Source organism: Streptomyces sp. NBC_01515 (genome assembly GCF_045040345.1).
Lineage (GTDB): Bacteria > Actinomycetota > Actinomycetes > Streptomycetales > Streptomycetaceae > Streptomyces.
Map to the genome: position 1 here is coordinate 9,087,445 of NZ_CP109416.1, position 23,585 is coordinate 9,111,029.

Consider the following 23,585-nt stretch of genomic DNA (forward strand, 5'->3'; position numbering starts at 1 on the left):
GCAGGGGGAGTTCAGGCCCGGTACAGCGCCTCGACCTCGTTCGAGTACGTGTTCTCGATGGCCTTGCGCTTCAGCTTCAGGGACGGGGTCAGCAGCCCGTGTTCCTCGGTGAACGGCTGGGCCAGTATCCGGAAGGTGCGGATCGACTCGGCCTGCGAGACCAGGGTGTTCGCGGCGACCACCGCGCGCCGCACCTCGGCCTCCAGGTCGGCGTCCCGCACCAGCTGGGCCGGGGACATCTGCGGCTTGCCGCGCATGGTGAGCCAGTGCTCGACGGCCTCGTGGTCGAGGGTGACGAGCGCGGCGATGTAGGGGCGGTCGTTGCCGACGACGATGCACTGCGAGACCAGCGGATGGTCCCGCACCCGCTCCTCAAGGAGCCCGGGCGCGACGCTCTTGCCGCCGGAGGTCACCAGGATCTCCTTCTTGCGCCCGGTGATCGTGAGATAGCCGTCCTCGTCGAGGGAGCCCAGGTCACCGGTGGCGAGCCAGCCGTCGTGCAGGGTCTCGTCGGTGGCCTTCTGGTTGTTGAGGTAGCCCTGGAAGACGTTGGGGCCGTTGAGCCAGATCTCGCCGTCGTCCGCGATGTGCACGGTGACACCCGGGATGGCCTGGCCGACGGTGCCGTAGCGGGTGCGGTCGGGCGGGTTGGCGGTCGCGGCGGCCGTCGACTCGGTGAGGCCGTAGCCCTCGTAGATCTGGACGCCCGCGCCCGCGAAGAACAATCCGAGGCGCCGGTCCATGGCCGACCCGCCGGACATGGCGTTGCGGATCCGGCCGCCCATGGCGGCCCGCACCTTGGAGTAGACGAGTTTGTCGAACAGCTGGTGCTGCATGCGCAGGCCCGCCGAGGGGCCGGGGCCGGTGCCCCAGGCCTTCGCCTCGATCGCGTCCGCGTACTTCACCGCGATCTCGACGGCCTTCTCGAACGGCCCGGCCTTGCCGTCCTTCTCGGCCTTGCGGCGGGCCGCGTTGAAGACCTTCTCGAAGATGTACGGCACGGCGAGGATGAACGTCGGCTTGAACGCGACCAGGTCGGGCAGCAGGGCCGCCGCGTTCAGCTGCGGCTGGTGGCCGAAGCGGACCCCGCCGCGGATCGCCGCGACCTCCACCATCCGCCCGAAGACGTGCGCGAGCGGCAGGAACAGCAGGGTCGCCACCTCCTCGCCCCGCTTCGAGTGGAAGACGGACTCCCAGGTGTCGATGACCGTGTCCGCCTCGTACATGAAGTTGCCGTGCGAGATGACACAGCCCTTGGGTCTGCCCGTGGTGCCCGAGGTGTAGATGATCGTCGCGGTCGAGTCCGGGGTGACGGCCTGGCGGTGCCGGTGCACCACCTCGTCCTCGATGTGCCCGCCGGCGTCGTACAGCGCCTGCACGGCGCCCGTGTCGAGCTGCCACAGCTGGTGCAGCGCGGGGAGGCGGTCGATGACGGTGGCGATGGTCATCGCGTGGTCCTCGTGCTCGACCATCGCCGCCGAGACCTGCGCGTCGTGCAGCATCCAGAAGCACTGCTCGGCCGACGACGTCGGGTAGATCGGCACCACCTGGGCGCCGATCGTCCACAGCGCGAAGTCGAACAGCGTCCACTCGTAGCGGGTACGGGACATGATCGCGACCCGGTCGCCGAAGCGGATGCCCTGGGCGAGCAGGCCCTTGGCGAGCGCGAGGACCTCGTCGCGGAACTCGGCGGCGGTCACGTCCCGCCACTCGTCCTGCTCGTCCTTGCGGCCGAGGGAGACATGGAGGGGGTTGTCCTGGGCACGCTCGAAGACGACGTCGGCCAGACCGCCCACCGGCGGTGCCAACGCCAACGGAGGGTTGTTGTACTCGCGCAAACCCCGCTCCCCGCTCCTGTCGGCACTCCCCTACAGCGCCGTGAAAGCTACCCCACCGGGCGGAGGGGCGGGAGGGGGTGGGAAATCGAGCGGTGTTCACGTCCGTACTGGTCAGCGGCGGAAAATGCCCTCACAAGGGGAAGGGTCGGACAGAAATCCTTACGGTTCCGTAGGTTTCGGGCCCGTAATCTCCACTGAATCTGTACGACCCGATTACCCCTGGCGTCCGGTCACACGACGTCACCGGGGCGACGCCGAATCCTCCCCGGCCGGCGTCCGCGCGGCGGTCCCCGGCACTCCCGGTGCCGTGCCCGCGGTCCCGCCGGTCCGCTCCGCGCGACCCGCCCTGACCAGGGCGAGCACCAGCGCGCCCGCCGCCGTCCCGACGAACCCGGCCGTCACGAGCGCCGAGTCGAGCCCCGACGCGAACGCGGCCCGCAGCGCGTGTTCCGGGAACGTCCCGCGCAGCGCCCCGGCCCCGCCGCCCGCCAGCGTGTGCGCGGCGTCGTGCGGGAGCGTGTCCCGCATCCGCGAGGTGAGTACGGTCCCCGACACGGCGACGCCGAGTGCATACCCCAACTGGCGTACGGTATTCACGGCGCCGCCCGCCATGCCCGCGCGCTCGGCCGGCACCGCCGCGAGGGCCGCCCCCGCGATCCCCGGCGCCACCAGACCCGTGCCGACGCCCACCAGGACGAGCCCCGGCACCAGCGTCGTCCAGTCCGAACCGGCGCCGAGGACGGCCTGACAGAAGCAGCCCGTGCCGATCAGCAGCAGCCCGCCGCCGATGGTCAGCCGGGCCGGCACCCCGTGCAGCAGCTTCCCGGCGAGGACCGACACCACGACCGCCGCACCCGTCAGCGGCAGCAGCGTCAGCCCGCCGCGCACCGGGCTCATCCCGAGCACCGTCTGCAGCCAGATCGACAGATACGGCATCCCGCCGAACGCCACCCCGTTGAAGGCGAGCGCCCCCGCCATCACCCCCACGAAGGCGGGCTTGCGCAGCAGCGACAGATCGAGCAGCGGATGCGCCACCCGCCGCTCCACCAGCACGAAGCAGACCAGCGCGAGGGCCGCGACCGCGAACGACCCGAGCGTCACCGACGCACCCCAGCCGTCCTCACCGGCCCGCACCACGGCATACGTCACCCCGCCCGCGAACCCCGCGAACGCGACCGTGCCGAGCCAGTCGATCCGCATCCCGCTCGGCCCCTTCGACTCCGGCACCACCCGCAGCGTCAGCCACACGGCGACCACGCTCACCGGCAGGTTCACGAAGAAGATCCACCGCCAGCCCGGCCCCTCGGTGAGCACCCCGCCCAGCACCGGCCCGACCGCCGCGGCCCCACCGCTGACCGCACCCCACACCCCGAGCGCCACCGACCGCTGCCGCCCCTGGTAGACGGAGCCGAGCAACGGCAATGTCGTCGCCAGCATCGCGGCGGCCCCCACCCCCTGCACGGCCCGCGCGGCCACGAGAGCGCCCGGCCCGTCCGCGAGCCCGCACAGCAGCGACGCCACCGCGAACAGCACGACGCCCACCACGTGCACCCGCCGCCGCCCCAGGATGTCGGCGGCGGCGCCAACTCCCAACAACAGCGCGGCCAACGCCAGCGCGTACCCGTCGACCACCCACTGCAGATCACTCAGCGACGCGTGCAACGACCGCGCCACGTCCGGCAATGCGACGACCACGATCGTCACGTCCAGCAACAACATGAACGTGCCCAGGCACACCGCCGTGAGCGGCCCCCATGTACGCATGTCCTCAACTCCCCTGTCCGGGTTGTGCGGTTCTCCGTACGATGGGCTCCGTCCGGACGATCAACGCGGAGTCGGACACCTCACCGCCGGAATCCGACAGGAGCGGCCATGCTGGAGATGGAATCCGACACCCTGGACCAGCTCGACCTGCAACTGCTGACCGCCCTGGAACTCAACGGCCGGGCCTCCTTCAGCCGCCTCGGCGCCGTCCTCGGTGTCTCCGACCAGACGATCGCCCGCCGCTTCCGCAGACTCACCGCCGAGGCCGGCCTGAGGGTCGTCGCGATCCGGGACCCCGAACTCCTGGGCCAGGACCAGTGGATGCTCCGCCTGCGCAGCGCCCCCGACAACGCCCTCAACATCGCCGACGCGCTCGCCAAACGCCCCGACACCGCCTGGATCGGCCTCGCGTCCGGCGGCACCGAGATCGTCTGCCTGACCCGCCCCCGCAGCCCCGGCGACTACGACGACCTCCTGCTCGGCAAACTCCCGCGCACCCCCAGCGTCCTGGACATCCGCGCCCACCAACTCCTGCACCGCTTCTACGGCGGCCCGACGGGCTGGCTGCGCCGCTTCAAGGTGCTCGCCGACGACCAGATCGCCGCGCTCCTCCCCGAACCGGTGCCCGCACCGGGCCCCGCCCGCATCGAGCCCGAGGACGAGGCCCTGATCACCGTCCTCGAACGCGACGGCCGCGCCACCTACCCCGAACTCCAGCGCGCCACCGGCCGCTCCGAGTCCGCCGTCAAACGCCGGCTCGCCGCACTGATCGGCTCCGGGGCGGTGTACATCGACGTCGAGTACGACTCGGAGGTGTTCGGCTACGCGCGTGCGGCGGTTCTGTGGATCACGGCGACCCCGGCCGCGCTGCACTCGGTCGGCGAGGCCCTCGCCACGCACGACGAGGTCGCCTACGCCTCCGCCACGGCCGGCCCGTCCAACATCGTCGTGACCGCGGTCGTGAAGGACACGGCGGGACTGTACGACTACCTCAGTGGGCCCTTGGGACAGCTCGACGGGATTCGGCATGTGGAGGCGAGCCCGTTCCTGCGCCGGGTCAAACAGCTGACGTATCGGACGCTCCCCCTCAACTCACCCTCCCTCAAAGTAAGTTCAAGATAAATCATGCTCAAAACCAAGCACCCGGAGATGGGAATCACAGTGTTCGGCGATCGACTGTGGCTCGTCCAAACCGATGCCGCAGGGATTTCCCGAAAGATCTTTTGGAAATAGTCTTCGGAAGTCCTTCCGGTGAACACCGTGAAGGGAATATCGAATTGAAGACCCACAACGCTCACCGCAGGTCGCTGGGTCGCCGCAGGAAGGTGGTCATGGCCTTAGCGGCGGCGACGACCCTCCTCGGCGGCGCGATGTACGCCAACGCGAACGCCGCCTCCGTCATCCCCGACCCGTCCACCAGCGCGTCCCCGACCACCCCCGGATCCGCGTCCCCGACCACGCCCGGATCGACGTCCCCGACGAACCCCGGATCCGCCTCCCCGTCCACGCCGGCCTCCGCGTCCGCCCCCGAGCCCACGGGCACGGCAGGCGCGGGCTCGTCCGTCTCGGACGTGGTCGACGCCGCCAACGCGTTCCTGAAGACCCTGGACGACGACCAACAGGCCGACGTACTCCTCGACTTCACGCAGGCCAACGCCGTCGCCTGGTCGAACGAGGCGTGCGGTGCGGACTGCCGGGTCGGCATCGAACTCAGCACGCTCAGCGACACCCGGCTCGCCGCCGCCAAGGCGGTCGTCGAGGCGGCCACGGGCACCGGGACCGACACCGGCTACGACCAGATCAGCCAGATCCTGGCGGCCGACGACGTCCTCGGCGAGACCGACAGCAGCTACGGCAGCGGCAACTACTACCTCGCCTTCCTGGGCACCCCGAGCGCGACCGGCACCTGGCAACTCCACTTCGGCGGCGACCAGTTGGCCGTCAACCTCACCTACAAGGACGGCGAGGTCGTCGGCACCACCCCGTACTTCGCCGGGGTGGAACCCGCCACCTGGACCGACGACGGCACCACCTACGCACCCCTGTCCGGGATGCACGACGGCATGGAGTCGATGCTCGAAGGCCTGAGCGACGACGAGCTGTCGGAGGCGAAGCTCTCCGACTCCACCACCGACGTGGTGCTCGGCCCCGACGAGGACGGCGACTTCCCCGACACCAAGGAGGGCCTCGCGGTCAGCGAACTGACCGACGACCAGCAGCAGTTGGTGCTCGACGCCATCACGCCGTGGGTCGAGGCCGCGGACGACACGACCGCCGAGTCCACCCTGAGCACCTACAAGTCCGAGCTCGACGACACCTACATCTCGTACTCCGGCAGCACCGCACTGGACACCGCGGGCGACTACGTCCGCATCGACGGACCCGGTGTCTGGATCGAGTTCTCGGTCAAGGACGGCGTGGTCGACACCAGCCAACTCAACTACAGCACCGTGTACCGCGATCACGACACCGATTACGGAGGAGAGTTCTCGTTCTCCTAGACCGCCCCCCGGCGACATAATGGGCGGCGCTGCTTCCGGCAGTGCCGCCCGCTGTCGCGAATTCCCGCACGGCCGGCCGAGGAATTCATGGACGTCGGCATTCTCGTACAAGCTGGCTTACGTTTTCCGTAGTGAAATACCGGGACTATGGACCGCGCCGGTGCAATCGATCTCCACCCGCGAGAATCGCCGCCGCCAACGCATCCGCCGCCCCCTGAGCCGAAACCCTGCGCCGCCCGTGCACCAGCACGAAATCGACTTCGCCCAGCTCCGGCAACCCCGCCCGCTCCGGCATCCGCACCAGCCCCGGCGGCACCAGCCCCCGCGAGTGGGCCATCACCCCCAGCCCCGCCCGGGCCGCGGCGATCAGCCCGTTCAGGCTCCCGCTCGTGCAGGCGATGCGCCACGCCCGCCCCTGCCGCTCCAGCGCCTCCAGCGCGAGCGCCCGCGTGATGCCGGGCGGCGGATAGACGATCAGCGGCACCGGTCGATCCGCGTCCAGGCGGAGCCGTTCCGTGCCGATCCACACGAGCTTGTCGTGCCAGACCAGTTCGCCCCGCGGATCCTCGGCCCGGCGCTTGGCGAGCACCAGGTCCAGCTTCCCGGCGGCCAGTTGTTCGTGCAGCGTGCCGGACAGCTCGACCGTCAGCTCCAGGTCCACCTCGGGGTGGTCGGAGCGGAAGCCCTCCAGGATCTCGGGCAGCCGGGTGAGGACGAAGTCCTCGGACGCGCCGAAGCGGAGCCGGCCGCGCAACCGGGTGCCGGTGAAGAACGCCGACGCCTGCTCCTGCACCTCCAGGATGCGGCGCGCGAAGCCGAGCATCGCCTCGCCGTCCTCCGTCAGCTCCACGGAGTGGGTGTCCCGGGTGAACAGCTGCCGTCCCGTCGCGTCCTCCAGGCGCCGCACGTGCTGACTCACCGTGGACTGGCGCAGCCCGAGCCGGCGGGCGGCCTGCGTGAAGCTCAGCGTCTGGGAAACCGCGAGGAAAGTCCGCAGGTGGGAGAGGTCGTACATGGCATACACCATGGCATACACGGTAACCGGTTATCGCGAAACGTGATGGCAGTCAGAGCGGTATGACGGATTCCCGATCAAGAGTCCGGAGAGGAGGATGGGGAGGGCACGAGTCCGCGCCGCACGACGGACCGGACGTACAGCGAGACAAGCGAGACAGTGGAGCACAGTGAAACGCCTGCGATGGCCGAGTCGGATGCCGGTCGACCCCTACATCCTGCTGCTGCTCGGGACGGTGGGCCTCGCCGCACTCCTCCCCGCGAGAGGCACCGGTGCCGACGTCGCCTCGGGCGCCTCCACCGCCGCGATCGCCCTCCTCTTCTTCCTCTACGGCGCCCGCCTCTCGACGCGTGAGGCGCTGGACGGGCTCAAGCACTGGCGCCTGCACACCACCGTCCTGGCCTGCACCTTCGTCGTCTTCCCGCTGCTGGGCCTGGCCGCCCGCGGTCTCGTCCCGGTGATCCTGACCCAGCCCCTCTACCAAGGGCTGCTGTTCCTCACCCTGGTGCCGTCTACCGTCCAGTCGTCGATCGCGTTCACGTCGATCGCGCGCGGCAACGTGCCCGCCGCGATCTGCGCGGGCTCCTTCTCCTCGCTCGCCGGCATCGTCGTCACCCCGCTGCTCGCGGCGGCGCTGCTGGGCAACAACGGCGGTGGTTTCTCCGCCGACTCACTCCTCAAGATCGTGCTGCAACTCCTGGTGCCGTTCCTGGCCGGGCAGGTGCTGCGGCGCTGGATCGGCCGGTTCATCACCCGGCACAAGAAGATCCTCGGCTACGTCGACCGCGGCTCGATCCTCCTCGTCGTCTACACCGCGTTCAGCGAGGGCATGGTCCAGGGCATCTGGCACCAGGTCAGCGCGATCCGCCTCGCCGGGCTGCTCGCCGTCGAGGCCGTCGTGCTCGCCGTGATGCTCGCCCTGACCTGGTACGGCGGCAAGGCGCTGCGCTTCGACCGGGAGGACCGGATCGCCATCCAGTTCGCCGGCTCGAAGAAGTCCCTCGCGTCCGGACTGCCCATGGCCAGCGTCCTGTTCGGCGCCCACGCCTCGCTGGCCGTGCTGCCGCTGATGCTCTTCCACCAGATGCAGTTGATGGTGTGCGCGGTCATCGCCAAGCGCCGCGCCCGCGATCCGCTGCCCGAGGTCACCGGGTCGGCGGCCCCAACCGCAGGGTCACGAACCGCGGTCGGTACAGCGACACGTTCCGGCTGAGGTTCAGCGCGGCCGAAGTGGCCGTCGCGTCCAGCCAGTTGACGTCGTAACTGAGGACGGGCCGGCCGTCGTCGCCCAACTCCGTGTGCACCTGCGGGTTGTACGCGGCGACCTGGCCCGGCGGCAGCGGCGGGCTGAAGCTCCTGGTCGGTCCGTGCCACGGGCCGGTGGGCGAACAGGCCCAGTACGAGGTGACGGTGGTGAGCCCCCGGCTGCCCGCGGCCATCGTGAACAGGACGTACGTCCCGCCGTCCCGCACCACCGAGAACGCGCTGCCCACACCCGTGTGTCGACCGTCTCCGAGCACCGGCCTCGGCCCCGCCCGCGCCGTCCACGCCGAGCCGTCCCAGTACTCCCAGGCACCCGGCTCCCCGAGCCGCCCCTCCGGCACCCGCGCCACATACGCCGAGGAGGTCGGCCGGGCCGCGGCCTGCGCGTCGTTCCCGCCGAAGACGTACGTCCAGCCGCCCACCACGACCGACGTCGTCCCGAACTGCACACGCCGGGACGGGTCTTGGACCAACTCCTGGCCGAAGACCTTCACGATCGACTCCACCCGCAGATCCGGCAGCGACAGCGTGGCGACCTCGGTCGCGACCGGAACGCCGTAGATCCACGGGTACGGCCCCGCCGCCCGCGTCCACAGCAGCACGCGTACGACCGACTCGGGTGAGCCGGGGGAGCGGGGCTCGACGCGGGCCGCCACCGGCCAACGCCACTCGTTCGGGGCCGGGTCGGGGAACAGCGGGGCGGGGAGCGTGAGTTGGGGGTGGCCGGCGCGCATCACCACCGCCGAGTTGCGCACCAGGGGCGCGCCGGTGTCCCGCCAGGCGTACGACTCGCCGACCGGGTTGGGCGGGGCGTACACCTGGCCGAGGTAGGTGTCGGAGAACAGCCACAGCACCCGGCCGTCCGGCAGCCGCACCGAGTGGGTGCCGTCGCCGCCGGTCCAGTCGTCGGCACGGGACTCGTCGTCGCCGTACGCGGCAAAGGAGTTGGTGAGTTCCGCGTCCGGCGACCAGGAGCGCACCGTACGGGCCGTGCACGCGGCGCCGCCCTCCCGGTCGTGGTGCCTGGGGAGGGCGGTGAGCAGCACGGCGGCGAGAACCAGGGTCAGCAGCAGGCCGACCCCGGCCCCCCAACGCTGTCGTGCTCGTCGGTCCTCGGGCACGCCCGGGACGTTAGTGGCTGCCGCTCACCTGGTCCATGGGCAGCCACAGCACGGTCCCGGCGGGGGACGGGTGCTGTGCGGCCAGTTCGTCGTCCGTCAACAGCCGGTCCCAGACGTGGACTTCGTCGATCGACCCGGTGAAGTACTGCATGCTGTCCGTGCGTTGGCCGATGTGCACACCGAACGGCGAGTTGCGGCTCACCGAGCCCACGATGTCCGCCGTGCTCACCGTCGTACCGTCGACGGACAGGGCCAACTGCCCACCGCCGCGCCGCAGTACGGCCCGGTGCCACTGGCCGTCGTTGTAGGCGCCGGTGGTCACCACGGAGGTGGTGTGGACGGTCGTCGCGCCGACCCGGGTGGTGATCAGCGCCCGGACGTGGTTGCCCGCGGGCTCACCGCGCAGCCAGACCTGTGGCTCGGTGGTGCCGACCCCGCCCATCCACAGGAACGGCTGATCACCGGTCGTCGCGGTGTAGCGGAACCAGAGGGACACCGTGAAGTCCTCTGTCCCCAGCGGCAGTCGGTCGCTGTACGGCAGGCGCACGGCGTCGTCCACACCGTCGAAGGACAGGGCACCACCGGACACGCCGTCGGTCTCCTGGGCGCCGCCGAGCACCAACGCGCGCTCGGCGTAAGGGGCGAGGTCGGCGGTCGTGGGGTCCTGGCCCCGACGCGGTCGCAGCCAGGCCTCGTTGAAGCGGGCGAAGCGGATCTCGTCGGTCGCGGTCACGGCGCCGCCCTCGTAGAGCAGGCCCACCGTGTCGCCGTCGATGCGCGCCATGTCCGAGTAGCCCGACCAGTCCTTCGTCACGACCGTGCCGCGGTCCACGCTGTCCCAGGTGCGGCCCCCGTCGTAGGAGGAGCGGATCATCATCGTGCGGCGGCGGTCGGGATCGGCGTCGCAGGCCAGCAGGATGCGGGGGCCGACACCGAGCGTCGAGCACTGGACCTGCGGGGCGTACAGGTCGGGCAGCGCGCGGAAGGGCGCGGTGAAGCTGTCGCCGCCGTCGCGGCTGACCGCCTGGGTGCGCTGTCCGAGGTCGGTGCCGTCCTGCTCGCGGCCGCTCACCAGGATCGAACCGTCGGTGCGCTCGGCCAGCGTCACCTCGGACGGTTTCTGCCGCCACGTCCCGTCGGTCGCGATCGGATACGAGTCGGTCGCGCCGATCCTCCAGTGGTCGCCGCCGTCGTCGCTCACGATGAGTGCCGCGTTGTTCGCGGTGACCCGACTCCCGTTCCAGGTCTCGGTGTTGACGCCGAACACGAGCCGGCCCTTGTGCCGGCCGCGGGTGAGCTGGATGCCGTGCACGGGTCCTGTGGCGTACCAGGAGTTCCAGTTCGGGGGCAGGATCTCGTCGCTCAGGTCACGTGGCTGCGACCAGGTGAGACCGTCGTCGTCGCTGTACTGCAGGTGCGGGGTGCGGTCGCAGGGGACCGAGCAACTGGCGCTGTCCGTACGGCCCGTGTTGTACGTCTCGGCGAGCAGGACGCGGCCCGTCCTGCGGTCCACGATCGGTGCCGGGTTACCGTGCGTGTCGCCGCCGCCGTGGTTGACGACCTGCAACGGGCTCCAGGTGAGGCCGTCGTCCGTGGAACGCTTGACGACGATGTCGATGTCGGCGGCGTCACCGCAGTTGAGGACCCGGCCCTCGGCGAACGCGAGCAGCGTGCCGTCCTTGGTCTTCACGACGGCCGGGATCCGGAAGCAGGCGTAGCCCGCGTCCTGGGGAGCCTTGAAGAGGACCTGCTGGTCGAACTCGGGTGCGGGGGCGGCAGATTGGGTACTGGCGGCGTGCGCGGGGCTCGGGAGCATGAGCAGCGCGGCCAGGGTGAGTGCGGCGGTGAGGGTGGATCTCAGACGTGCGCGAAGACTCGACGGCATGGTGGTACGACCTGCCCTTCCTTCGTCTGGACATCCGGACATCCCACGTCCAACGGGCGCGTCACAGACGTTAGTTGGGGCCTCCGGTGGCTCACAAGAAGCGTGCAGCGCTCGTCACCCCATAACTTCGCAACGCCGGGCGGGTGGTGAGTGATCGTCAGGCGGGGTGGTGCGTCTCAGGGGCGCAGGACGACCTTGCCGAGGTTGCTCCGCGACTCGATCACCTTGTGCGCCTCGGCCGCCTCCGCCAGCGCGAACTCCCCGTGCACGGACGGTTTCAGGGCACCCTCGGCGAACAGCCGCCACAGCTCCCGCCGCCACCGCTCGTACAACTCCGGCTTCCCGCGTGCGATCCGCGCCATCTGGAACCCGATCACGGACTTGGCGCCCACGAGAAGGTCGTACGCCCGGATCGTCCCGCCGCCCGAGCTGTACGCCACGAGCCGCCCATCCGGGGCGAGTGCCGCTATGGCAGGGGTGAGCAACTCGCCGCCCACCGCGTCTAGTACGTAGTCGACGGGCTCGCCCCAGCGCGGCCGGTCCAGGTCGTCGTAGGTGATCACCTCGTCGGTGCCCAACGCCCGCACGAAGTCGCCCTTCGCCGGATCGGACACCGCGCCCACGACCCGCCCGGCACCCCGAGCCCTCGCCAACTGCACTGCCAGATGGCCGACTCCGCTCGCCGCGGCCGTGATCAGCACGGCCTCACCGGGTTCGGGGCGGGCCGCGTCCAGCACGCCCAACGCCACCAGTCCACTGCGGACGAGCGCGACCGCGTCGACGGCGGAGGCGGAGTCGGGGATCGGGGAGGCCATGGCCTCGTGGAGGACCGCGAAGTCGGCGTACCCGTGCCCGAAGCAGAGCCCGGTCACCCGCTCGCCCGCACGGAAGCGCGTCACGCCGGGTCCTACGGCGGCCACCTCGCCCGCGATCTCGCCGCCGAGCGGGATCGGCTCGGCCGCCTCGGTCACCTTGCGGACGACGGGCAGGGTGACCCCGATCGCCTCGGTACGGACGAGGAACTCGCCGGGGCCCGGTGCGGGGACGGGGGTGTCCTCCAGGAACAGTGGGCCGCCGGTGGACTCGTACCGGACGCGACGCATCGCACCTCCAGGGAGCGGTGGTGATAGGCGGAAATCGTTGGGAGTCCCTATGGTATTCACGATTTCATTGGGATGTCCAACGACTTTTCGCTAGACTGCCCGCATGGCCGAAGCACCCCTCCCCGCGATCCGCTCCCTCCCCAGCTGGCTGCTCGGCCGAGCCGCCGCCCGGGGCCGGGCCCTCGTCGCCGACGCGCTGGCGACCGAGGGGCTGAAGATGTGGCACCACGTGGTGCTCTCCGCCGTGCGCGATCTCGCTCCGGTCGCCCAGGCCGACCTCGGTCGTGGCGTCGGGCTCGATCCCAAGGATCTGGTCGGCGTGCTGAACGACCTCCAGTCCGCCGGCCTGGTCGTACGGGAGCCGGACGCGAAGGACCGCCGTAAGAACGCGGTGTCGCTGACGACCGAGGGCGCGCGGCTGCTGAAGCGGTGCGAGAAGGCGGCCCGTGCGGCCAACGAGCGGCTTCTCGCCCCGCTGTCGGAGGCCGAACGCGACCAGTTCATGGGCCTGTTGATCCGGATCTCCGGTACGGACGGCTGACGGGGGCTAACGTTCCGTCATGACCCCACCGCAGACTCCCGAACCCCGGCTCGCCCTCGACCCCGAGCGCACCGCCCTGGTCCTCGTCGACCTGATGGACCGCATCGTCGCGCTGCCGCTCGAACCGTACAAGGGCACCGAAGTCCTTTCCGTGGCCGAGGAGTTGGCATCCGTGTTCCGCTCCGCAGGTGCGCTCGTCGTGCTGATCCGGGTCGAACGTCCCGGCATCGCCGAGCAGCCCGCCGGCAGTGGACTCGCCGACGGGCTGTACCGGGAGGGGGACCTGGAGATCGTGAAGCGGACGATCGGGGGCTTCCAGGGCACGGGACTTGAGGAGCGGCTGCGTGAACGGGGCGTCGACACCCTGGTGTTCGGCGGGATCGCCACCAACCTCGGCGTGGAGTCCACCGCGCGAGCCGCCGGCGACCTCGGCCACCAACTCGTCTTCGTCGAGGACGCGATGAGTGCGCTCACGGCGGCCGAGCACCAGGCGTCGGTGAAGCTTGACTTCCCGCGGTTGGGGTCGGTGGTGACCGCGGCGGAGGTGCGCTTCAGGGTCGGCGACTGAGGTGCGCCTCTTGTCGGGCGGCCCTGAGGTCCGCTTCACGCGGGGTGGTTGAGGGAGGCGGGCGGTGGACGGTCAGACGAGGACCGTGCCGCCGTCCACGACCACCGTCGAACCGGTCGTATAGCCGCCGCGCATCAGATACAGGTACGCCTCGGCGATGTCCTCCGGCTCGCCGATCCGGCCGACCGGCAGCGACCCGGCGGCGGACTCGAACAGCCCGTCCCGCAGCTCGTCGTCCAACTCCCGCCACAGTTCGGTGCGGACCACACCGGGTGCGACCACGTTGACCCGCAGCGGGGCCAGTTCCAGGGCCAGCGCGCGGGTCAGCGACTCCATCGCCCCGCACAGCGCGGCGGCGACGGTCGTGCCCGGCAGCGGCCTGCGTCCGGCGGTGCCCGTGGTCAGGACCACGGAACCGCCCTCCCGGATCGACGGGGCGCCGTACTTCACCGTCGTGTAGGCGCCCCACAGCCGGGTGTCCAGGAAGGCGCGGGCCCGCCCGAGGTCGGACTCGGCGAGGCTCTCCATCAGCAGCGCCTCACCTGCCGTGTAGACCAGGTGGTCGTAGCCGCCGAGCCCCGCGAAGAAGGCCCGCACCGCGTTCTCGTCGCTCGCGTCGAGCACCTGCCCCTCGGCGTCCTCCGGGAGCCGTTTCAGCGCCGCGTCCACGCTCTCCTGCCGGCGCGAGGCGACGACCACCCGGGCGCCCTCCCGTGCGGCCGCCTCCGCGACCGCGAACCCGATTCCCGCCGTACCGCCGATGACGACGATCCGCTGTCCTCGCAGTCCCATGTCCTGCCCCTCTCGGGTTGTGCGCGTTGCTGTGACGTCATCCAGCCTGCGGCCGTGGTCGCCCCGCCGTCCAAGACCTCTTTCGGCGGTGGCGATACCCTGAAGGCATCGCCGACGACGCACGGAAGGGCGGCACCCATGGACCTCGACCTGCGGAAGGTCCGCTACTTCGTCGCGGTGGCCGAGCTGCTGCACTTCGGACGCGCGGCCGAGCAGTTGCACATCGCGCAGCCAGTGTTGAGCCGTCAGATCCGGGCCCTGGAGAAGGACTTGGACGTCGCGCTCTTCGAACGTGACAGTCATGGCGTGTCGTTGACGGCGGCCGGTCGCCAACTCCTGGACGAGGGGCGTACGTTGCTCGCCTCCGCGAACGCGACGCGTCGTAGGGTGCAACGGTCCGCGCGGGGTCCGCACCGGCTCGTCGTCGGCTTCCGCGCGGGCGTCGTGATCACCCGCACACTGCGTGCCTACGGCGCCGCCCACCCCGGCATCGAGGTCAAGGCCCGCCGGGTCGAGTGGGACGACCAGGAGCAGCTGATCCTCGACGGCACCGTCGACCTCGCCTATCTGCGCCGCCCGATCCGCGAACAGGGCCTCACGCTGCTGCCGCTGTTCACCGAGGCCCGGGTGGCGATGCTGCCCGCCGACCACCGCCTCGCCGGCAAGCAGGACCTCGTGCGGGCCGACCTCGACGGCGAGACCTGGCTGCGGTACGCCGACCCCGGCCCGGACGACGTACCGATCCGCAGCATCGAGGAGAAGTTCGAGGCGGTGGCCTCCGGCGCGGGCATCACCCTCGTCCCCGTCTCCGTCGCCGAGCAGTACTCCCGCCCCGACATCACCTACGTCCCCGTCACCGACGCCGAACCGGACGAGGTGATCCTGGCTTGGGAGGCGGCTCGCCGGTCACCGCTGATCGCGGCGTTCGTGGAGACCGCGCAGGTCGGGCTGGGCGCGCGGGGCTGAGCTGGGGGCGTGGGCTTCGCGGCGGTCCGCAAGGTTGAAGCTGGCGCATGCGGTCTGCGCGGCGGCGGCGTCCAAGGCTGAGGCGGGGCAGGACTTGTGCCGCAGCGCCGCACAGAGCTGACGTGGGGCACGGTCTTCGCGGCGGGAGTCGGCAGGACTTAGGAGGGGCACGGTCTTCGCGGCGGCGGGGGCCGTCGGCAGGGCTGGGGCGGGGCATGGCCCCCGCGATGCCGGTGGGGTGAGGCTGAGGCGGGGCACGACCTCTGCGGTGCCGGTAGGGGCAAGGCTGAGGCGGGGCCCCTGCGGCGCAGGGGGCGCTCCCCGCCGGTCGGGGCCCCGCCGCCGTGACGCGGGGCGCGGATCTCAGCCCTGGGCGGCCGCGGCCCGCAGGGCGATGCGGTCCTCGCCCGCGTACACGTTCATGTTGCTGCCCCGCAGGAAGCCCACCAGGGTCAGACCCGTCTCCGCCGCGAGGTCCACGGCGAGCGACGAGGGCGCCGACACCGCCGCGAGCATCGGAATGCCTGCCATCACGGCCTTCTGCGCCAGCTCGAAGGAGGCTCGGCCCGAGACCAACAGGATTACCCGGGACAGCGGGAGGTCCCCGTTCTGCAGGGCGCGGCCGACCAGCTTGTCGACCGCGTTGTGCCGGCCCACGTCCTCCCGTACGTCTAGCAGCTCGCCCTCTTCGCTGAACAGGGCCGCCGCGTGCAGACCCCCGGTCCGGTCGAAGACCCGCTGGGCCGCGCGCAGCCGGTCGGGGAGGCCCGCGAGCAGCGAGGGCTCGACACGGACCGGGGGAGTGTCGGCGATGGGCCACCGCGCCGTCGTACGCACCGCGTCCAGGCTCGCCTTGCCGCACAGACCGCAGGAGGACGTCGTATACACGTTCCGCTCCAACGTGATGTCCGGAATCACCACGTCCGGAGCGGTCCGTACGTCCACCACGTTGTACGAGTTCGAACCGTCTACGGTCGCCCCCGCGCAGTACACGATGTTCTGCAGATCGTATGCGTTCGCCAGTACACCTTCGCTGACCAGGAAACCGGCCGCGAGCGCGAAGTCGTCGCCGGGGGTGCGCATGGTGATCGCGAGCGGCTTGCCGTTGAGCCGGATCTCCAGGGGTTCCTCGGCGACGAGCGTGTCCGGGCGGGTGGTGACCACGCCGTCCCGGATCCGGGTCACCTTGCGTCGTTCCGTGACTCGTCCCATGTCCTGATCAGCCCCGGTTCTGTACGTGCTGGTGGCCGAAACGGCCCTTGCTGCGGAGGGTGCCGCGGGTCACCGGGCCGTCATGCGGCGAGGTGACCTTCTCGGTCTCATTGTCCTGCATGTGCGGAGTGCGGCCGAGGCGCACTCCGCGAACGCCTCGGCCGGTTCCTCATGCGGCACTCCTCAGCGCGAGCAGGTCGGAGATGGCGTGCACGGTGCGCAGGGTGGGCACCTCCACGCCGGTGATCTCCGCCAACTCGACCACGGCCGCGAGGAGTACGTCGAGTTCGAGCGGCTTGCCGCGCTCCAGGTCCTGGAGCGTCGAGGTGCGGTGGTCGCCGACGCGTTCCGCGCCCGCGAGCCGCCGTTCGATGGAGACACCGACCTCGCAGCCCAGCGCCTCGGCGACGGACAGCGTCTCGGTCATCATGATCTCGATGACCTTGCGGGTACCGCCGTGCAGACACATCTGCCGCATGGTGGCGCGGGCCAGAGCGCTGATCGGGTTGAAGGAGATGTTGCCGAGCAGCTTGAGCCAGATGTCGTTGCGCAGATCCGGCTCCACCGGGCACTTCAAACCGCCCGCCTGCATGGCCTCGCTCAGCGCCAGACAACGCGCCGAGATGCTCCGGTCGGGCTCGCCGACGGAGAAGCGGGTGCCTTCGAGATGGCGCACAACTCCCGGTCCCGCAAGCTCCGTTGCCGCGTAGACGACACAGCCGACGGCCCGGTCGGGCGCGAGCACCGCACTGACCGCGCCGTCCGGGTCCACACTCTCGACGCGCTGCCCGTCGTAGGGGCCGCCGTGCGCGTGGAAGTACCACCAGGGGATGCCGTTCTGGGCGGCCACGACCGCCGTGGTCTCGTGCAGAAGGGGCTCGATCAGCGGCCCGCACGCCGCGTACGAGTTGGCCTTCAGGCCGAGGAGGACGAAGTCGACCGGGCCGATCTCGGCCGGGTCGTCGGTGGCATGGGCGCGGGCGGTGAAGTCGCCGCGCGGACTGAGGACTTGGACGCCGTGCTGCCTCATGGCCGCGAGATGCGGTCCACGGGCGACGAGATGCACATCGGCGCCCGCACGGTGCAGCGCGGCGCCGACATAGGCGCCGATCGCACCGGCGCCGAGGACTGCGACTCTCACTGGAGACTCTCCGTTCGGTCGAGGGAGTACCGCGGAGGTGGGTGCCGCCCGGACAGCGCCCGGCGGAGCCTTCGTCGAACACTGTCGACGAAATATTGTCTACAGTATGGAAGATGGGTCGGCAAGGGTTCGAGCGCGGACTGTGTGCAGCGGACCGTCTACGACGGACTGTGTGCAGCGGACTGAGTGCAGAGGGCCGTGTGCAGCCGACCGGGTCCGGGTGGGCGGATGGCGCTAGCGTCGAGCCCATGATCGTATGGCTCAACGGCACCCACGGCGCGGGCAAGACGACGACCAGTCCCCTCGTGCAGCAACTGCTCCCGGATTCACGGGTGTTCGACGCCGAGAAGGTCGGCGAGACACTCATGGACATCACGCCGGGGCTGCCCGCGACGGACAACTTCCAGCACTGGCCGCCATGGAGGCCGCTCGTCGTCGAGACGGCCCGTCACGTGCTCGACTACACCGGCGGCACGCTGGTGATCCCCATGACGGTCCTGGTGGAGCGGTACTGGCGCGAGATCAGCGCGGGCCTCGCCCAACACGCCATCCCCGTACGGCACTTCGTCCTCCACGCCGACCAGGACACGCTCCGCGGGCGCATCGCGGGTGACACTGTCCTCGGCCCCGACTCCCCGTTCCGCCTGCAGTACCTGGAGCCCTACGCCGAGGCGGCCCGCACCTGGCTGCACCGCGAAGCCGAGGTCGTCGACACCACACACCTCACCCCCGCCGAGGCCGCCCAGCGAATCGCGGAGTCCGTCCAGAGCTGAGGCCCGCCCGCCACACGAGAACAGGCGCGGGAGAGAAGCGAGTTCAGGCGCGCGAACCGGCGCGGGAACGGGAGCGGCAGCGAGGGCGGGCGTAGCAACTCGGCGGCGACCGTTCGGCGCACTCTGCATACCGCTCATCGCATACGGTCGACGCGCCGCCTTCTCAACTCCCTTGCCGCTCCCTACCGTCCGGGATCATGAGTCCCCCAGTCGCACCCCCGGGGTGGAGCCGCTGGCTGGTTCCGCCCGCCGCCCTGTCCGTGCACCTCTCCATCGGCCAGGCCTACGCCTGGAGCGTCTTCAAGCCGCCGCTCGAATCCTCACTGAACCTCAGCGGCACCCAGAGCGCGCTGCCCTTCCAGCTCGCGATCGTCATGCTCGGCCTGTCGGCCGCGTTCGGCGGCACCCTCGTCGAACGCAACGGGCCGCGCTGGGCGATGACCGTCGCCCTGATCTGCTTCTCCTCCGGCTTCCTGATCTCCGCGCTGGGTGCGGAGACGAAACAGTTCTGGCTGATCGTCCTCGGCTACGGCTTCGTCGGCGGGATCGGCCTCGGCATCGGCTACATCTCCCCGGTCTCGACCCTGATCAAGTGGTTCCCGGACCGGCCCGGCATGGCCACCGGCATCGCCATCATGGGCTTCGGCGGCGGCGCGCTCATCGCCTCCCCGTGGTCGGCCCAGATGCTGAAGTCGTTCGGCTCCGACAACACCGGCATCGCCCAGTCGTTCCTCGTACTCGGTCTTTCGTATGCGGTATTCATGACACTCGGCGTGTTCCTCGTGCGGGTGCCACGTACCGACAAGCCCGTCGAGAACGCACCCAGCGTCCTCTCCGGCGTACAGGTCTCGGCCAACAGCGCCGTACGCACCCCGCAGTTCTGGTGCCTGTGGGTCGTCCTGTGCATGAACGTGACCGCGGGCATCGGCATCCTGGAGAAGGCCGCCCCGATGATCACGGACTTCTTCGCGGACACCTCCACCCCGGTCACCGTGTCGGCCGCCGCCGGCTTCGTCGCGCTGCTCTCCGCGGCCAACATGGCGGGCCGTATCGGCTGGTCCTCGACCTCCGACCTGATCGGCCGCAAGAACATCTACCGCGTCTACCTGGGCGTCGGCGCGGTCATGTACGCGCTCATCGCACTGTTCGGCGACTCCTCGAAGCCGCTGTTCATCCTGTGCGCGCTGGTGATCCTCTCCTTCTACGGCGGCGGATTCGCGACCGTACCGGCGTACCTGAAGGACCTGTTCGGGACCTACCAGGTCGGCGCGATCCACGGCCGGCTGCTCACCGCCTGGTCCCTGGCCGGCGTCCTCGGACCGCTGATCGTGAACTGGATCGCCGACCACCAGAAGGCCGCCGGCAAACACGGCGCGTCCCTCTACGACACGTCCTTCGTCATCATGATCGGGCTGCTCGTCATCGGCTTCGTCGCCAACGAGCTCGTCCGGCCCGTCGACGCCCGCCACCACATTCCCGCCCAGAGGGAGGCCGCCGATGTCGAACGACAGCAGTCAGAGTCCGCCTGACCGACGGCCGCTCATCGCCTTCGCCTGGCTCTGGGTGGGCGCGCCCCTTGTGTACGGCCTGTACGAACTCGTCCTCAAGGCGAAGCAGCTGTTCACCGGCTGAATGTTCGGGCGACACCGTCAATCACAGGATGGATGACAGAAGCCGACAACCCGGACCGTTGTTTCCTGTGGCATCACCTGCCGTCGTACCCGCGAGTCACTGGCAAGACTGGTGGATCCCGCTACCCAAGGCAACGAGGGGGACCACCCATGAACGGCACGCGGATCGCCGCCGTCGGCCACTACCAGCCCGCCAAGGTACTCACCAACGAGGACCTGGCGGGCATGGTCGACACGAGTCACGAGTGGATCACCTCCCGGGTGGGCATCAAGACCCGCCACATCGCCGGGCCCGACGAACCCGTGGACGAGCTGGCCGCGCATGCCGCCGCCAAGGCCCTCGCCGCGGCGGGCCTGACGCCCGGGGACATCGACCTGGTCCTGGTCGCCACTTCCACGGCCATCGACCGCTCCCCGAACATGGCCGCGCGCGTCGCCGCCCGCCTCGGCATCCCGTCGCCCGCGGCCATGGACATCAACGTCGTGTGCGCCGGCTTCACCCACGCCCTGGCCACCGCCGACCACACCGTCCGCGCGGGAGCGGCCACCCGGGCCCTGGTCATCGGCGCCGACAAGATGTCCGAGGTCACCGATTGGACCGACCGTACGACCTGTGTCCTCGTCGGTGACGGAGCGGGCGCCGCCGTGGTCGAGGCCGCCGACGAACCCGGCATTGGACCGGTCCTGTGGGGCTCCGTGCCCGAGATGGGGCACGCGGTACGGATCGAGGGCACGCCCCCGCGGTTCGCGCAGGAGGGCCAGAGCGTCTACCGCTGGGCCACCACCCAGCTCCCGCCGATCGCCCGCAAGGCCTGCGAGAAGGCGGGCCTGACCCCCGCCGACCTCGCCGGCGTCGTCCTCCACCAGGCGAACCTGCGCATCATCGAGCCCCTCGCGGAGAAGATCGGTGCCGTCAACGCGGTCGTCGCCCGCGATGTCGTCCAATCGGGCAACACCTCGGCCGCCAGCATCCCGCTCGCGTTCTCGAAACTCGTCGAACAGGGTGCCGTCCGCACCGGCGACCCCGTCCTGCTGTTCGGCTTCGGCGGGAACCTGTCGTACGCCGGCCAGGTCGTCCGGTGTCCGTGACCTGCGCACCCGCCCCGATGCGCCCCCGGATGTGACGAGGCCGACTCCCGAACCCTCTGGCGACTGTGCGCCGTAGACTGTAGACGATAGACAATCGATACTTGGTCGTACGGCCATGTACGGCGACTGTCCGCTGGCTACAGTCCACTGTCTGCAAAATGCCGATGTTGCCCAGGAGGGGGACCGCGATGTTGTCGCAAGGACTGCCGCAGGGGGCGGTGCCCAAACTCGAACGTCCGGGCCCGCTGCGCGACCGCGTCTACGAGGCGCTGCTCGAACTCATCACCACGCGCGCCCTGCGGCCCGGCCAGCATCTCGTCGAGAGCGAACTCGCCGGGCACCTCGGGGTGTCCCGGCAGCCGGTGCGCGAGGCTTTGCAGCGGCTCAACACCGAGGGCTGGGTCGATCTACGGCCCGCCCAGGGCGCGTTCGTGCACGAGCCGACGGAGGAGGAGGCCGACCAACTCCTCACCGTACGCACGCTGTTGGAGGCCGAGGCTGCCCGCCTCGCCGCCGTCAACGCGGGCAGCACCGGGATCGCCGTCCTGGAGGAGCTGTGCGCGGAGGGCGAGCGCGCCGTCGACGCCGACGACGTGGACGCCGCCGTCGCCATGAACGCCCGCTTCCACGCGAAGGTCATGGAGCTGGCCGGCAACGCCGTCCTCGCCGAACTCGCCGCACAGGTCGACCGCCGGGTCCGCTGGTACTACACGCCGGTGGCCCGTCAGCGCGGCCTGACGTCCTGGATCGAGCACCGCACCCTGATCGATGCCATCACCGCCCGCGACGAGCTGCGCGCCGGCCTGCTGATGCGCGAACACACCGAGCACACCCGGCGGTCGTACCACGAGCGCGCCAAGTCCTGAGCGGCACAAGGCTCCTGACGCACCGGCAGACATGAAGGCGATGGCCCTCCCGTCCCGGGGAGGGCCATCAGGCAGGTCCAGTTCCAGTTCCAGGTCCGCGACCGTGTCGTGCGAACTGTCAGGTCGCGGGCTGTGGTTGGGGAACCTTGGTCAACTCCCTGTCACCGCGCCCTGGTTGGCGCAGCAGCAACGCGATCGCCGCCGCCACCATCGAGACTCCGCCGGCCAGTGCGTACGCGCCGTTGTAGCCCCAGGCCGCCACCACCATCGAGCCGAGGCCGCCGCCGAAGAGGCCGCTGACGAGCTTTCCGCTGTACACCAGGCCGTAGTTGGTGGCGTTGAAGTTCTCGCCGAAGTAGTCCGGGGTCAGGGCGGCGAACATCGGGTAGAAGGCGCCGCCGCCGAAGCCGGAGAGGAAGGCGAAGAACAGGAACAGCCACTCGCTGCGCAGATGGCCGGCCCAGATCACGCCGAACTGGGCGAGACCCAGGACCAAAATGACGAAGACCAGGGTGAGTTTGCGGCCCCACAGGTCGGACAGCCAGCCGACGACCGCGCGGCCGATGCCGTTGATGACGGCCATGATGCCCATCGAGGAGGCCGCCACCAGCGGGCCGAAACCGACATCCTTCGCGAAGTCGACCTGGAACGAGATCCCGAAGATCGACACCCCGGCGGTCAGCACGATGGACAGCCACATCAGGGGCAACATGCCCGTGCGGATGGCCTCCTTGGGCGTGAACTGCCGCACGGCGGGCGGGTTCTTGGCGAGGCTCGTCGCGCTCTTGCCGCTGCCGCCGTAGGCCAGCGGGTCGATGTCGGCGGGCCACCAGTTCTTCGGCGGGTCCTTGAAGAAGAACGCGCACCCGAACACCACGATCAGGATGTAACAGCCGATCAGATCCAGGACCCGGTGGTAATTCCCGGTGTCGAAGGCGTAGTTGAAGATGAAGATGAACGGCAGCGAGCCGTAGGCGAAGCCGCCGTTGACGAACCCGGTGCGGGCGCCCCGCCGTTCGGGGAACCACTTGCCGACCATGTTGATGCAGGTCGCGTAGACCAGCCCGGCGCCGATGCCGCCGATCACGCCGAAGCCGATGATCGCCAGCCACACGTTGTCCAGGTGCGACAGCGCGAGGAATCCGATGACGCACAGCACCGAGCCGATGTACATCGCCTTGCGTGCCGACAGGATGCCCTTCTCCCGCATCCAGCCCGCCGGGAAGGCGATGCCGGCCTGGAAGAAGACCCAAATGCTCAGGATCCAGAAGGTGTTGCTCTGCGTCCAGCCGTGCGCGCTGGACAGGGTGTCCTCCGCGGAGCCGTACGCGTACTCGAAGACACTGATCGCCATCATGGCGATCCACGGCAGATAGATCATGATCTTTCGCGAGTGGCCGAGGATGTCCCGGTCGGTCTCGCCTACGCGGTAGACGCGGCCGTGGGCGTCGGTCACTTCACGGTAGGGACGGTTCGCGGCGCCGGATTCGTTCGTGGTGATGGGATCTGCGGTCAT

21 protein-coding genes and 1 pseudogene are annotated in these 23,585 nt (G+C 70.2%); 11 read left to right on the forward strand and 11 right to left on the reverse strand.

Translation table 11 applies throughout. The annotated features are described in order from the left end of the window. Positions 1–11 precede the first annotated feature (11 nt). Positions 12–1,838: an AMP-dependent synthetase/ligase gene (locus OG407_RS40610; protein ID WP_405865155.1), complete on the reverse strand. Its 1,827-nt coding sequence runs from the start codon at positions 1,836–1,838 to the stop codon at positions 12–14. Between the two features lie 240 nt (positions 1,839–2,078). Next, positions 2,079–3,602 carry an MFS transporter gene (locus tag OG407_RS40615; protein ID WP_405865157.1) on the reverse strand — a complete coding sequence of 508 codons (1,524 nt, stop codon included), beginning with the start codon at positions 3,600–3,602 and terminating at the stop codon, positions 2,079–2,081. A gap of 108 nt (positions 3,603–3,710) precedes the next feature. On the opposite strand from OG407_RS40615, the gene OG407_RS40620 reads away from it, so the two are divergent. After that, complete coding sequence (locus tag OG407_RS40620; RefSeq protein WP_405865159.1) at positions 3,711–4,724, forward strand: Lrp/AsnC family transcriptional regulator; 1,014 nt, start codon at positions 3,711–3,713, stop codon at positions 4,722–4,724. Positions 4,725–4,933: 209 nt separating this feature from the next. Beyond that, entirely contained in the window at positions 4,934–6,103 is a 1,170-nt protein-coding gene (locus OG407_RS40625; protein ID WP_405865161.1) for a DUF3500 domain-containing protein, read from the forward strand. A 145-nt stretch (positions 6,104–6,248) separates the two neighbouring features. On the opposite strand, the gene OG407_RS40630 is transcribed toward OG407_RS40625, so the two are convergent. After that, the gene (locus OG407_RS40630; RefSeq protein ID WP_405868861.1) at positions 6,249–7,118 is read right to left on the reverse strand and encodes a LysR substrate-binding domain-containing protein; all 870 of its coding nucleotides are present in this window, start codon (positions 7,116–7,118) and stop codon (positions 6,249–6,251) included. Positions 7,119–7,314: 196 nt separating this feature from the next. Between OG407_RS40630 and OG407_RS40635 the strand changes: the two genes are divergently transcribed. Next, a complete protein-coding gene (locus OG407_RS40635; protein WP_405865163.1) occupies positions 7,315–8,331 on the forward strand; it encodes a bile acid:sodium symporter family protein in 1,017 nt (338 codons plus the stop codon). Here the strand turns inward: OG407_RS40635 and OG407_RS40640 are convergent. The 3 genes from OG407_RS40640 to OG407_RS40650 form a co-directional block, all read right to left on the reverse strand. Continuing rightward, complete coding sequence (locus OG407_RS40640; RefSeq protein WP_405865165.1) at positions 8,264–9,502, reverse strand: DUF4185 domain-containing protein; 1,239 nt, start codon at positions 9,500–9,502, stop codon at positions 8,264–8,266. The two genes, OG407_RS40635 and OG407_RS40640, sit on opposite strands and share 68 nt — an antisense overlap. Positions 9,503–9,512: 10 nt before the next feature. Continuing rightward, positions 9,513–11,387, reverse strand: coding sequence for an exo-alpha-sialidase (locus OG407_RS40645; RefSeq protein WP_405865167.1), 1,875 nt, complete (start codon positions 11,385–11,387; stop codon positions 9,513–9,515). A gap of 176 nt (positions 11,388–11,563) precedes the next feature. Beyond that, complete coding sequence (locus OG407_RS40650) at positions 11,564–12,490, reverse strand: zinc-binding alcohol dehydrogenase family protein (protein ID WP_405865169.1); 927 nt, start codon at positions 12,488–12,490, stop codon at positions 11,564–11,566. Between the two features lie 103 nt (positions 12,491–12,593). Here OG407_RS40650 and OG407_RS40655 point away from each other — a divergent pair, with 103 nt between their 5' ends. Beyond that, a complete protein-coding gene (locus tag OG407_RS40655; protein ID WP_405865171.1) occupies positions 12,594–13,031 on the forward strand; it encodes a MarR family winged helix-turn-helix transcriptional regulator in 438 nt (145 codons plus the stop codon). Positions 13,032–13,050: 19 nt separating this feature from the next. Then, positions 13,051–13,599, forward strand: coding sequence for an isochorismatase family protein (locus OG407_RS40660; RefSeq protein ID WP_405865173.1), 549 nt, complete (start codon positions 13,051–13,053; stop codon positions 13,597–13,599). Between the two features lie 72 nt (positions 13,600–13,671). Here OG407_RS40660 and OG407_RS40665 read toward each other — a convergent pair whose 3' ends face one another. Further along, a complete protein-coding gene (locus OG407_RS40665; protein WP_405865175.1) occupies positions 13,672–14,391 on the reverse strand; it encodes an SDR family oxidoreductase in 720 nt (239 codons plus the stop codon). Between the two features lie 138 nt (positions 14,392–14,529). Here OG407_RS40665 and OG407_RS40670 point away from each other — a divergent pair, with 138 nt between their 5' ends. Further along, positions 14,530–15,357, forward strand: coding sequence for a LysR family transcriptional regulator (locus OG407_RS40670; RefSeq protein ID WP_405865177.1), 828 nt, complete (start codon positions 14,530–14,532; stop codon positions 15,355–15,357). Positions 15,358–15,720: 363 nt separating this feature from the next. Here the strand turns inward: OG407_RS40670 and fdhD are convergent, their stop codons facing one another. From fdhD to OG407_RS40685, 3 genes and pseudogenes are all read right to left on the reverse strand, one after another. Continuing rightward, entirely contained in the window at positions 15,721–16,569 is an 849-nt protein-coding gene (fdhD, locus tag OG407_RS40675; protein ID WP_405865179.1) for a formate dehydrogenase accessory sulfurtransferase FdhD, read from the reverse strand. A 7-nt stretch (positions 16,570–16,576) separates the two neighbouring features. Then, positions 16,577–16,699: pseudogene (locus tag OG407_RS40680) on the reverse strand (Fe-S-binding domain-containing protein); the annotation flags it as partial. 39 nt (positions 16,700–16,738) lie between these two features. Continuing rightward, complete coding sequence (locus OG407_RS40685) at positions 16,739–17,710, reverse strand: 2-dehydropantoate 2-reductase (RefSeq protein WP_405865181.1); 972 nt, start codon at positions 17,708–17,710, stop codon at positions 16,739–16,741. 248 nt (positions 17,711–17,958) lie between these two features. Between OG407_RS40685 and OG407_RS40690 the strand changes: the two genes are divergently transcribed. The 5 genes from OG407_RS40690 (at position 17,959) to OG407_RS40710 (ending at position 22,069) form a co-directional block, all read left to right on the forward strand. Further along, positions 17,959–18,483 (forward strand): ATP-binding protein, encoded by a 525-nt coding sequence (locus OG407_RS40690; protein WP_405865183.1) that lies wholly within the window; start codon positions 17,959–17,961, stop codon positions 18,481–18,483. A gap of 197 nt (positions 18,484–18,680) precedes the next feature. Further along, positions 18,681–20,012: an OFA family MFS transporter gene (locus OG407_RS40695; RefSeq protein ID WP_403597690.1), complete on the forward strand. Its 1,332-nt coding sequence runs from the start codon at positions 18,681–18,683 to the stop codon at positions 20,010–20,012. Continuing rightward, the gene (locus OG407_RS40700) at positions 19,981–20,115 is read left to right on the forward strand and encodes a hypothetical protein (protein ID WP_019065011.1); all 135 of its coding nucleotides are present in this window, start codon (positions 19,981–19,983) and stop codon (positions 20,113–20,115) included. Before OG407_RS40695 ends, OG407_RS40700 begins: the two co-directional genes overlap by 32 nt. A 149-nt stretch (positions 20,116–20,264) precedes the next feature. Beyond that, the gene (locus OG407_RS40705; RefSeq protein WP_327400114.1) at positions 20,265–21,203 is read left to right on the forward strand and encodes a beta-ketoacyl-ACP synthase III; all 939 of its coding nucleotides are present in this window, start codon (positions 20,265–20,267) and stop codon (positions 21,201–21,203) included. A gap of 188 nt (positions 21,204–21,391) precedes the next feature. Continuing rightward, a complete protein-coding gene (locus tag OG407_RS40710) occupies positions 21,392–22,069 on the forward strand; it encodes a GntR family transcriptional regulator (RefSeq protein WP_327400113.1) in 678 nt (225 codons plus the stop codon). Between the two features lie 118 nt (positions 22,070–22,187). On the opposite strand, the gene OG407_RS40715 is transcribed toward OG407_RS40710, so the two are convergent. Then, entirely contained in the window at positions 22,188–23,585 is a 1,398-nt protein-coding gene (locus OG407_RS40715) for an OFA family MFS transporter (RefSeq protein WP_405865186.1), read from the reverse strand.